The organism is Mucilaginibacter angelicae (genome assembly GCF_042434235.1).
GTDB lineage: Bacteria > Bacteroidota > Bacteroidia > Sphingobacteriales > Sphingobacteriaceae > Mucilaginibacter > Mucilaginibacter angelicae.
Genome location: NZ_JBHLTS010000058.1, coordinates 16,068 through 27,481 on the forward strand (window position 1 = coordinate 16,068; position 11,414 = coordinate 27,481).

The 11,414-nt window shown below is 44.2% G+C and carries 10 protein-coding genes; 4 read left to right on the forward strand and 6 right to left on the reverse strand.

The features are described from left to right. The first annotated feature begins 21 nt into the window (after positions 1-21). Positions 22-669, forward strand: coding sequence for a hypothetical protein (locus tag ACFFGT_RS19725; RefSeq protein ID WP_121233760.1), 648 nt, complete (start codon positions 22-24; stop codon positions 667-669). 59 nt (positions 670-728) lie between these two features. Next, on the forward strand, positions 729-1,187 hold the full coding sequence (locus ACFFGT_RS19730; protein WP_377024232.1) for a hypothetical protein: 459 nt from the start codon (positions 729-731) through the stop codon (positions 1,185-1,187). A gap of 2 nt (positions 1,188-1,189) precedes the next feature. On the opposite strand, the gene ACFFGT_RS19735 is transcribed toward ACFFGT_RS19730, so the two are convergent. Beyond that, entirely contained in the window at positions 1,190-1,654 is a 465-nt protein-coding gene (locus ACFFGT_RS19735; RefSeq protein ID WP_377024233.1) for a DUF4920 domain-containing protein, read from the reverse strand. A 226-nt stretch (positions 1,655-1,880) separates the two neighbouring features. Here ACFFGT_RS19735 and ACFFGT_RS19740 point away from each other — a divergent pair, with 226 nt between their 5' ends. Beyond that, the gene (locus tag ACFFGT_RS19740; RefSeq protein WP_377024234.1) at positions 1,881-3,251 is read left to right on the forward strand and encodes an NHL repeat-containing protein; all 1,371 of its coding nucleotides are present in this window, start codon (positions 1,881-1,883) and stop codon (positions 3,249-3,251) included. Positions 3,252-3,678: 427 nt separating this feature from the next. Here the strand turns inward: ACFFGT_RS19740 and ACFFGT_RS19745 are convergent, their stop codons facing one another. Beyond that, on the reverse strand, positions 3,679-5,211 hold the full coding sequence (locus ACFFGT_RS19745; protein ID WP_377024235.1) for a serine hydrolase: 1,533 nt from the start codon (positions 5,209-5,211) through the stop codon (positions 3,679-3,681). Between the two features lie 108 nt (positions 5,212-5,319). On the opposite strand from ACFFGT_RS19745, the gene ACFFGT_RS19750 reads away from it, so the two are divergent. Continuing rightward, entirely contained in the window at positions 5,320-7,503 is a 2,184-nt protein-coding gene (locus ACFFGT_RS19750) for a S9 family peptidase (RefSeq protein WP_377024236.1), read from the forward strand. Between the two features lie 524 nt (positions 7,504-8,027). On the opposite strand, the gene ACFFGT_RS19755 is transcribed toward ACFFGT_RS19750, so the two are convergent. From ACFFGT_RS19755 to ACFFGT_RS19770, 4 genes are all read right to left on the reverse strand, one after another. Then, a complete protein-coding gene (locus ACFFGT_RS19755) occupies positions 8,028-8,885 on the reverse strand; it encodes an NAD(P)-dependent oxidoreductase (protein ID WP_377024237.1) in 858 nt (285 codons plus the stop codon). Positions 8,886-8,943: 58 nt separating this feature from the next. Then, a complete protein-coding gene (locus tag ACFFGT_RS19760; protein WP_377024238.1) occupies positions 8,944-9,717 on the reverse strand; it encodes an SDR family NAD(P)-dependent oxidoreductase in 774 nt (257 codons plus the stop codon). An 81-nt stretch (positions 9,718-9,798) separates the two neighbouring features. Then, the gene (locus tag ACFFGT_RS19765) at positions 9,799-10,284 is read right to left on the reverse strand and encodes a GNAT family N-acetyltransferase (protein ID WP_377024239.1); all 486 of its coding nucleotides are present in this window, start codon (positions 10,282-10,284) and stop codon (positions 9,799-9,801) included. A 22-nt stretch (positions 10,285-10,306) separates the two neighbouring features. Next, positions 10,307-10,879 carry a Crp/Fnr family transcriptional regulator gene (locus ACFFGT_RS19770; protein WP_377024240.1) on the reverse strand — a complete coding sequence of 191 codons (573 nt, stop codon included), beginning with the start codon at positions 10,877-10,879 and terminating at the stop codon, positions 10,307-10,309. Positions 10,880-11,414: the final 535 nt, after the last annotated feature.

Consider the following 11,414-nt stretch of genomic DNA (forward strand, 5'->3'; position numbering starts at 1 on the left):
GTTGTATTTAGTTACTATAGATTGAAAGTTAATTCGGCTAATGGTCAGGAGATCAACCTTAAAAGTGTTGATCCTGAAGATATGGATGATGTTTTAGTGAAAATTGAAAAATCATTTAACATCAGTTTAAACGATGCATCTGCAAACGATGTACAGAACTTTGGCAAACTTTGCGATGTAGTTCTGGAAAAGGTTAAAAAAACAAATGATGGCTGTACCACACAGCAGGCATTTTACAAACTCCGTAATGCCATTAACGCATCATCGGGGCATGATAAGGATATCATAAAGCCCCAAACCAAACTTGTCGATCTTTTTCCGCGCGACAGCCGTATTGAGGCTGTGGCTGCCATTGAAGAGGAGATGGGTTTCCAGATCAGCTTACTTCAGCCTAAGCAATGGATAGTTAACCTGTTTTCTATGATATTGGTGGTTAGCTTTGTTCTGGCCTTTTACTACCTGGCCATAGGCATTGCCGGTATGGTGATAGCTGGTATAGGCTTGAAACTGGCCGGCAGGTTTGGGAAAGAGATGCACGTAAAAACTATCGGCGACCTGGCCGAGAAAATTGCCCGCGAACATTATCTGAAATGTCGTCGTGATGCATCTACAGTAAATAAAAATGAGGTTTCTGAAAAGTTAAGGCAGCTCATTGTAACAAACGTGTAGGTATGATCGTCAGGGTTAATGTAGATACGTTAACTTTGAACGACTAATCACATCCTGCTTTGAGAACTACCTTTATCCTGCTTTTTGCCCTGCTGATATGCGGGGCCTTAAAAGTTCATGCCCAGGCCAAAAATGCCATTGGCCTTGGCGCAGCTTTAAATACTTCCCGCGAAAACAGTAACGGCTTTGGCGGCCTTTTACAGGGCGAAATTAAAATAACAAAGGCCGTAAGTGTTACGCCATACCTGGCTACAGAAGTGCCCTATTCGGTACAAGCGGGCCTTTCGGGCAGGTATTACTTCGGTAAAATGATCTATGCATCGGCTGGCGCTTTCGGCTACTACGATGCCGATTATAGCGGCTTCGGCGCTACCGGCGGTGCTGGTTTTATCCCAATTTCGGGCCATCATCAGACACTCGACCTTAATTTACATGCTGATTATTTGAAAAAAGGATACCGGACTACTATCATCGGTATCAGGCTTATTTATAGCTTTTCATTTACCAGGCTCGAATAGCCTTATTTATCTATCATTAACCCCTTTATCTCAAAACTGATCCTCCGGCCGGGGTTGGTGTTTACCTTATGCTGCTTTTTACCGGTAACAGTATCGCCGGCCATATGCTGCAGATCGTCGGCAATGAATTGTTTGGCGGCTACTCCTGAAATGATTACAGTACGGCCGGTTATCTGGCGGGGCAGATTTATCCCGGCATTGGTAAAGTGTGCAGCAATAATTCGGTTATTACCGGCATCCATTTCAAACCAGCCGCCTTTTTCTTTGGTTACTTTAATAACCCTGCCGGTAATGGCAGTAGTGATCCGTGTTTTTTTGCCCATAAAGGCTTCCAGTTTTGAAGCCGGCATTAAGGTTATGGTGTCGGGCTTTTCGCCAAATACCATCCCGTGCGGCAGGGGTACTTGTTTTTGTGCAATAGCCGTACCAGCTATCAAAAAAGATATAAACAATGTTATCAATTTCATAGTGAATTAATAACAGGCCGGCGCCAAAAATGTTGCCGGGTTTTTGATTACTTTGCACCCGTTCAAAAAGCAGTTAACCGGTTTTCATTTGCGTTTGCAGGGCGTAGGGAATCTTTGGGTAAGTAATAAGTATGTTAATATTTGTTAAAATGTTACTTTAAAGTGATTTACTACGTATTGATGAGTTAATTTTGCTTACTTTACTATATAACTTTTAAACTAACTCGTGAAAAAGAGCTTTACTAAAACAATTTTATTTACCGCGTTTATAATTGCCGTTGCTTTAGCAGGCGCAGGCTGTGGTAAAAAAGGAGATGCTACACCCGTAACTTTCCCCGATTTAACTACAATGGATGTGGTTACTGCCGAAAGCGGAACAGTTGCCTATACCGGTGGTTTATTTAACACAACAACCGATGTAAGCCTGAGCAGCTACGGTATTTGTTACAGCTCAACAAATCAAACCCCTACTACGGCCGATAAGAAAACCACAGATACAGTAATTCAGTTTGCTTATACTACCAAACTTACCGGCTTAAGCCCTAAAACAACCTATTATGCCCGCGCCTATGGCGTAAACAGTGCAGGTACCGGTTATGGTAAAGTTGTGCAGTTTACTACCAGCGATGGTACTACCTCGGCAGGTGGCACAGTGAGCACGCTTGCAGGTAATACTGCATCAGACTTTGTTGATGGTTTAGGTGGCGCCGCTCTGTTTGACAGTCCGCAGGGAATCACTGTAGGAGCAGACGGTAATATTTATGTAGCCGATTCATTTAACAGCGCTATACGAAAAGTTACGACGGCGGGAGATGTTACCACGCTTTCGGGCAATGGGGCTATTGGTTATGTTGATGGCCCTATAGCTACAGCGCAGTTTTATGCTCCGCAAAGTTTGGTTACCGATGCATCGAATAATATTTACGTAGCCGACTATGGCAACAACATTATCCGCAAAATTACCCCGGCAGGTATTGTAAGTACTTTTGCAGGTAGCGGCGATGCCGGTTATACTGATGGAACAGGCACCAAGGCAACATTTAACAGTCCACGTGGTTTGGCAATTGATGGCTCTGGAAATATTTTTGTAGCCGATATGGGTAATAACCTGATCCGCAAAATTACCCCTGCCGGTGTTGTTACCACGTTTGCAGGCAGCAGGGGCGCAAGCTACCTGGATAATGCAACAGCAACCAGCGCTACTTTCAACAAACCTAACGGTATAGCTATCGATGCTAACAATAACATATACGTAGCCGAAACGCTTAACCATGCCATTCGTAAAATTACCCCGGCAGGTGTGGTTACTACCTTTACCGGTGGTAATAAACAAACAGGGCTTGTTGGCAGCCCATCAGCAATTGCGTTTGATAAAAGCGGGAACCTGTTCGTAGCCGATCAGAGTGGCAGGATCCTTGAAATTACCAAGGATAAAGTGTTAAAATCAATTGCAGGTAATTCAACATCTGGTTTTGCAGAAGGTGTTGGCACCGCAGGCATATTTAACTCGCCGCAAGGCATTGCAGTTGATGCCGGCAATAATGTTTACGTAGCAGATTATTATAACAATCGTATCCGTAAGATTGTGCTACCGTAAGCTTTAATTGCTTAGATATTTTTTAGCGCCATAGCGGCTTTCTGTTTTGAAAGATGCTATGGCGCTAATTTTTTATAGGCCTTTTTTTGAGGGGATAGAAGTTTTTTCCTTTCCTGCTAAGATTTTAAAATCCCCTCTGTGTACCAACATCTTTTTAATTATTGCCATCAATAAAAGAAGATTGTCATTTCGACGAACTGGGAGGGAATAGCGCGGGACGGTGAGGAGAAATCTTGTACGCCCTGTTTTAAGTATGCATATTGGTTTTGCATGGCGTACAAGATTTCTCTTTCGCTCCGACCCTTAAGCCCATCCCCGCTCTATCGAAATGACAATTTTTATTAAAAGAAATGTGGTACACTTATTTGTAGGAGCTGAAACAAGTTTAGCATGATTTTTTTCCGTTATAGGATTTTAATCGTACCTCCTAATTCTTCTTAAAATCATAAGCACCGCGTTCCACAAAATCAGCCACTTTTACGCGTACTCCTGTAACTTCACCGTTTTGTACAGTAAATGGAAATACCGCTTTACCGAGGGTAGGGTCAGAAAAGGTTACGTAAAAACGGTTACCGCCAAGTGGCTTTAACAGTGCATACATTTTGGGATGATGCTCAAAGCGCATTTCAAGGTTGCTGCCTTCGCCCTGGGTAACTTCCATGCTGCCGTAAAACTCGTTACTGTATTTGCCGAGATATTTATTAGGTGGCAGCAGTGGTTTGGGATTTAATAATACCGAATCTTTCAGCTTTTTATCTTCTGCCTGCTCGGTTGCGGTATTGGCTTTGTATTGTTTTAAATAGCCTTCGCTGTAGTTACGGAAGGGCTGCTTAAAGTAAGCATCTAAAATATCCCAGCGCAGGGCCTCGAAAATTTCGTTTTGATCGGTATTGGTTAATATGATAATGCCCAGGTTATCCTGCGGTGAAAGTGTTACCGACGACAGGTAGCCATTAACCCCGCCATCGTGCATTACGAGGCGGTGGCCCGAGTAATCCTGGATAAACCAGCCTAAGCCATAAAGTTCAAAGTTATTTTCGCCGTTCATATGATGGATACTGCCAACAATATCCTGCGGCACGCGGGTAGCCTGGATAGCTGCCGAAGGGATCACCTGGCGCTGGCCAACTTTGCCGTCGTTAAGCAAAGCAAGTACCCATTTGCTCATATCATTTACCGATGAGCTGATTGCCCCGGCGGGTGCTAAACCATCTATCTGGCAATAGGGGATAGGGGTAAGCCTGCCATCAACAATTGTATGCGGTACGGTACGGTTTAGCGATGTTGGCAGATCCTTACTTAAGGCCAGTGTGTTGCCCATACCCAAAGGAGCAAAAATGGCTTCTTTTAAGTAAGCTTCCCACGAGTGACCGTTGGTTACTTTGGGAATAATTTCGCCTGCTGTTAAAAACGCGGCATTGGTATAGCCCCAGCGTGTGCGGAAGGGATAGGTTGCTTTAAGCTTGCCTAAACGCTGTATTACATCCTGGCGGGTAAGGTTGGTATTATAAAAAGTAAAATCGCCCTGAAAAGTCTGAAAACCCAGGCGGTGACAAAGCAGGTCGCGCACCAATACCTGTTCGCTTGCGGCTTTGTCTTCCAGTTTAAACTCGGGGATGTATTTGGTTACCTTATCATCTAATGACAGTTTTTTGTTGGCCTGCAGCATGGCCAGTGCGGTTGCAGTAAAAGCTTTGGTATTGCTGCCTATCATAAACAGCGTGTTTTCATCAACCTTGTTCATAAGGCCAAGCTCTTTAATGCCATAGCCTTTCATCAGCACAACCTTGTTATCCTTCACAATACAAACAGCTATGCCGGGCACCCGCCAGTTAGTTAAGGCCTTGCTGATATATAGGTCTAAACTATCCTTAATGAACTTGCTCCTGTCGGCACGCTGTGCGTTTACCGATGTGAAAAATAACATGCATACAGTGAGCAGTAGAGGTATTTTTTTCATTACAGAGGGCTTTAGATTTCTTTATTGTGCTAATTTAACGCAAAATTTACAGTGGCATTACTTAATAAATAAAAATACTGCTGCTCTATTAATTCAAACTAAATGTATATGAAATTTTACCGTTCGGGATTAATTTTCCTTACCGCACTACTGTTAATTATCCATCAAAATACCGCCCGTGCACAACGGGCTGCTGTTAACTGGACAAAAGACGGCTACCAGTATTACCGTATTACCGACGGGCAGATCATCATGATTGATGCCCGTGATACTTCTAAAAAAACTGTATTCATCACTAAAGAGGAACTTACACCGGCAGGAAAAGCGGCGATAGGTGTTAAAAGATTTACTATAAGTGATGATAACAAAAAAGTGCTCATCAATACCAATACCAAAAAGGTATGGCGCTATGATACCCGAGGCGATTACTGGGTGTATGACTCCATTACCAAAAAACTTTGGCAGCTGGGTAAAAGCCTGCCTGCATCGTCGTTGATGTTCGCCAAATTTTCGCCCGATGGCAGCAAGGCCGCTTATGTAAGCGGTCATAACATTTACATGGAAGACCTTGCCGATGGTTCAGTCAAGCAGTTAACTACTGATGGCACCCAAAAGCTGATTAACGGTACTTTTGACTGGGCCTATGAGGAAGAGTTTGGCTGCCGCGATGGTTTCCGCTGGTCGCCTGATAGCAAATCGATAGCGTACTGGCAAATAGATGCCAGCAAGATCAAAACCTACCTGATGTTGAATACTACCGATTCGGTTTACCCATTTGTTGTTCCGGTTGAATATCCTGTTGCAGGTGAAGATCCAAGCTCATGCAAAGTAGGGGTTGTTAACACCATTACCGGCAAAACCACCTGGATCAACGTGCCAGGTGATGCTGTGCAGCACTACATCCCTAATATGGAATGGGCCGATAACTCAAACGAAGTAATTCTTGAGCAATTGAACCGCGCACAAAATGAAAGCCGCGTATTTATCGGTAATGTATCAAACGGTACAACCCGTGTGATCCGCGAAGAGCATAGTGATTCGTGGGTCGATGTTAAGGCCCGCGTATCAGGCGGCGACCCTGTAGGCTGGGGCTGGATTGAAAAAGGTAAAAGCTTTTTATGGTTGAGCGAAAAGGACGGCTGGCGCCATCTTTACAAAGTAACCCGCGAAGGCAAAGAAAGCCTGATCACCAAAGGTAACTATGATGTGATAGGGATTGATATGATTGACGAGGCTTTGGGTTATGTATACTTCATTGCTTCGCCTGATAATGCTACACAGAAATATCTTTACAAGATAAAACTAAGCGGAGGCAATGCCGAGCGCGTTTCGCCGGCTGATGAACCGGGAACACACAGTTATGATATCTCGCCTAACGGCAAGGTTGCCCTTCATAACTTCAGCAACAGCTATACCCGTCCGCAAAGCGAGGTAATTAGCCTGCCCGAGCATAAGCATATTGGCGGCACCGTAATAACCGTTGATAAAGACGCCAAAAACAAACCTGAATTTTTCAAAGTAAAAACTGTTGATGGTATTGAAATGGACGGCTGGATGGTAAAACCAACCAATTTCGACCCGAATAAAAAATACCCTGTACTGTTTACTGTTTATGGCGAACCTGCAGCACAAACGGTAGCCGATACCTGGGGAACAGGCCGTAACAGGCTGTATGAAGGCAGCATGGCCGACGACGGATATATTTACATGTCGGTTGAAGGCCGCGGCGCACCTGTACCTAAAGGTACTGCATGGAGGAAAGCTATTTACAAAAACATCGGTATCATTAATATCCGCGACCAGGCTATGGCCGCCAAAGAGATCATCAAATGGCCTTTTGTTGATTCAACCCGGATCGCAGTACACGGCTGGAGCGGCGGCGGTTCATCAACTCTTAACCTGATGTTCCAATATGGCGATATTTATAAAACAGGTATCGCGGTAGCAGCAGTAGGTTATCAGTTTACTTATGATAACATTTACCAGGAGCGTTACATGGGCGTACCAACGGATGATGCTGGCCGTGCTGTGTTTATCAAAGGTTCGCCGGTTACTTATGCTAAAAACCTGAAAGGTAACCTGCTTTACATTCATGGTACAGGCGATGATAATGTGCATTACAAAAACGCCGAGCTGCTGATTGACGAACTGATAAAATATAACAGGCAGTTCCAACTGATGTCGTACCCTAACCGTACGCATTCGATATCTGAAGGCGAAGGCACAACACAGCATTTAAAAACGCTGTTCACACAGTATTTAAAAGCTAAATGCCCTCCGGGAGGAAGATAAAGATATCATCCCGAAGCTAATTGAGGGATTACGAACTTAAGGAATAAATAAAAAAGGGGGAATTATATGATTCCCCTTTTTATTTAGTTACTGTGTGAATGCGCTTACGCTGCATCTCAGAAACTGTTTAAAAATGCAAATATTCATTGCCGTTGGTTTTAACCAACGGTTTAAAAAGGCCGAAAAGTCCTGGCTTTAGCCCAATTATACAAGCGGGTTTGGGCTGAAGCCCTCTTATCTCTACTCATTATTCCGTTGGTTAAAACCAACGGCAATGAGGTTTTATCTGCCTTTAAACGACATTCATCAACTTCTCAGAAGCTGTTTAAATTTGATTGTTTTTAAATGTAGAGACGCATCACATGCGTCTCCCGCGTGCAATTTCCGACGGAATTAAAAGCCTTTTAAATCGGCCTGTCCGCCGGAGACGCATGTGATGCGTCTCTACAAAAACTTTCCATTCGTTTTTAAACAGCCTCTCAGAAATGACATCGTATTTTATGTTATTTCTGAGAGGTATCCTGTCATTTTTTATTCACCTGCTTTATTACCGCTATAATATCCTCTTCACCAAAAGCAGCTTCGGCATCCTGGTAGGTTTGATAAGCAGTTTTACCAAGCGGGGTAGCCAAACCGAGATCTTTGGCCAGGCGCAGATCTTTAGCGATATGTTTTAAGGCAAAGGCCGCATTGTAATTATTGTTAACAATAGCATCGCCTTTAATTTTAATGAAAGGGCTGCCCAGCGCACTGTTACCAATGAGGGTGGTTAGCGCTTCGGCATTAATGCCATTTTGCTGCGCCAGTGTCACGGTTTCGGAAAGGCCTTGCGCAACAATACCAAGCAGGGTATTAATGGCCAGTTTGGCTACGTTGCCTGCGCCCGTATCGCCGACCAGCATAACCAGTTTGCCCATTTTTTCGAGGATCGGTTTTGCCTGTTCAAAGGGCCCGGCTTCACCGCCAACCATGATAACCAGCATGGCATCCTCTGCCTGTTTTACACTGCCTGATACCGGCGCATCCAGGTAATGATTGCCCTGCGCTTTACAGGCTGCTGCCACCTCCTTACTGATAGCGGGAGAAACGGTGCTCATATTAATGATGATTTTACCGCTCGCTTTTGCCGCCAGCAAACCACCATCGCCATGAAAAATATCATTGATGGCCTTATCATCAGATACCATAATGAAAACAACGTCTGCCTCTTCAAGTAATAAAGCGGGTGATGCCGCCGTACCGATGCCCTGAGCTTTAAATCCTTCTTCCTTATCCTTACTACGGTTATAAACACTTAGCGGGTACCCTGCTTTGATCAATTGCTGCGACATAGGGATGCCCATTTTACCCAATCCTATCCATCCTGTTTTTACTGTATTCATGGTAACTATTTTGTTTTTGATTTATATAGATTTTATCGATATCGTTTTTCGTTATAATTCAGGCGGGAAATTTAACTCCTGATAAACGCTCGCATTCTGTAATAAAACGATCCTGAACCTGTGGATCAGCAGCTGCGGGATGAACTGAACGGAGCTTTTTGTGGTAGAAGTATTTTCCGCTTACCAGTACTTCCGGTTCATTACCGGCAGCCAGCCACACCTGCGTTTTCGGCGCTTCCGTCAAACTATCCGGAGCGCTCGGGCCTCCCATTTTGGTTGCCACCCAACCTGGCTCCAGCGCGTTTGAATATACATCTGGCCATTGGCGGGCCGCGTAAAAGGCAAGGATCACGTTATGTAATTTTGAATCGGCATAAGCCATATAACCATTCCAGCTACGAATGTTCCATTCCAGATCGCGTAATGTAGCATCGCCATCTTTATGCAAGCCCGAACTTATATATACAAGCCGTTTCGGTTTATTAATAAGGCAGGTAAGGATATAAGGAGCAAGGCTGTTTATGGCAAACACATGTGGCAGGCCATCGGCCGTTTCAATTCTTTTTGTTTCCTGGTAGCCTACGGCTGCATTATGGATCACTGCATCAAAGGTACCCAGTTTGTTTACCTGCTCTGCTACTTTTATAGTTTCGGCAATGCCGGATAAATCGCCGGTAACAACGGTTTCCGCTCCGGGTACTGCTGCTAATGCCTCTTTTGCACGATTCCCGTTGCGGGCATGCAATACTACCTGGTGTCCATCTTTTACCAATAATTGTGCGGCCATTTGCCCTAATCCATCGGCCGAACCTGTTATAAATATTCGTGACATATTATCCTGTTTTAATGATGGTACAAAATTCGGCACGAAATAGCCGCAGGCATTTAACAAATGGTAAGAAACGCGGTTTGCTTAAAGTTGGCGGTACATCATATAGGCATTGGTAAGCCCGTTTTGCTGATGGTTAAAAGCATCGGGAATTTCGCCTATGATCCCAAAGCCCAATTTTTGCCAAAGCTGCACGGCCCGCTGATTGCTTTTAACTACGAAATTAAACTGCATAGCCTTATACCCAAGGTGTTTTGCTTCCTGTAAAGAATATTCGCCCATAAGCTTTCCTACACCCCGACCGGCAGCCTTTGCAGAAACCATATAAGCGCCATTGGCCACATGCGAACCCAGATCGGGCTGGTTATCCCTGATTACAAAGGTACCAACAACGTCATCGTTATCTACAGCCGCATAAGTATGCTTTTCGGGATCAAACCAATAGGCAAGCATTTTTTCTTTAGGCGATGCGGGGTCAAATACATAAGTGTCTCCGCCGGCTATAACTTCCCTGATGATCTCCCATACCTGGTCACGATCTGTTGCGGTTGCTTTTCTTATAGTTATCATAGATATAGATAGCGTTTTGATGTTAGCGGATATTTTTGCGGATCCTGCTCAGCGATTGGGGCGTTACGCCCAGGTAGGATGCAATATCGGTAAGCGGCACCCTCATAGCCACTTCGGGTTGCCGCTCCAAAAACAGCTGGTACCGCTCGGATGAGTCGTGACCAAGATAAGCATTCCGGGTTTTTATCTTCTCCATAAGGGTATGCTGCGAGATCTGATCGATCATTTCTTTAAGATAGGGCAGCTTTTCATACAAGGCCAGCAAAGTATTTTTACTGATAGCCAGTAGTTCCGTATCGCAGGCGGCCTGGATACTTTCTTCGGCAATCATGTTGTTATTGAAGCTGTAAAGAACGGTGCAAAACTGGTTGTCTTTTAAAAAGAAATAGGTAACCTCGGTACCTTTATCGTTTTGTGCCATAATGCGCAGCACGCCATTGGTGATAAAAAATAATTGCCTTGCCACATGCCCCATTTGCAAAAGTGTATCCCCCTCTTTAAACTTCATTGGTTCAAAGGCTTTCATAATAAGCTCCTGATCATCAACCGGGATAGGTTTTAATTGCTGTAAGCGGGCAATGAGTTGCTGTTGCATGATACAAATATCAGGTAAAATTGTAATAAAAAACGTCAATTGCGAGTAACCATCAGGGAGCCCTGAAAAAACCGTAATGACGTATAAAATATATTTTAGCGATGGTGTGCGGGGGCCGCGTTAGTGATAGTAGCGGATACCGGCCTTGTGGCTAATGCCTGTGCAGTATGAGCGGATAGCACGGGCCGCAGGCAACGCCCATCTTTATAAAACAGATCAAAAAGTATACTTAATAATCAATGACTTATAATTATGTCGTTATAAGCTATGAAGCAATCCCCGATTAGCACCTCTGGCGCAAGTCTTGTGTGATGGCCTACGAAGGGAAGACTTGTGATCCTTTTAAAAATCACAAGTCTTCCCCCCGCATGGCTCCCCACAAGACTTGCGCTAAAGGAGGTTCTTAAGCGTCATTGCTGTAAGGGTTTAGTAATTCGGAGACAAAATAGCAGGTTATTATTTGTTGTTTAAGGAGATCATATCGATAGGTCTTTTGCCATTAATACCTTGATGAGGTCTTTCCCAGTTATAATAG

Coding starts and splice junctions, on each gene's coding strand:
- ACFFGT_RS19745 (WP_377024235.1), bottom strand. CDS start 5,211: ATGAAAAAAATACCTCTACTGCTCACTGTATGCATGTTATTTTTCACA.
- ACFFGT_RS19760 (WP_377024238.1), bottom strand. CDS start 9,717: ATGTCACGAATATTTATAACAGGTTCGGCCGATGGATTAGGGCAAATG.
- ACFFGT_RS19755 (WP_377024237.1), bottom strand. CDS start 8,885: ATGAATACAGTAAAAACAGGATGGATAGGATTGGGTAAAATGGGCATC.
- ACFFGT_RS19765 (WP_377024239.1), bottom strand. CDS start 10,284: ATGATAACTATAAGAAAAGCAACCGCAACAGATCGTGACCAGGTATGG.
- ACFFGT_RS19750 (WP_377024236.1), top strand. CDS start 5,320: ATGAAATTTTACCGTTCGGGATTAATTTTCCTTACCGCACTACTGTTA.
- ACFFGT_RS19735 (WP_377024233.1), bottom strand. CDS start 1,654: ATGAAATTGATAACATTGTTTATATCTTTTTTGATAGCTGGTACGGCT.
- ACFFGT_RS19770 (WP_377024240.1), bottom strand. CDS start 10,879: ATGCAACAGCAACTCATTGCCCGCTTACAGCAATTAAAACCTATCCCG.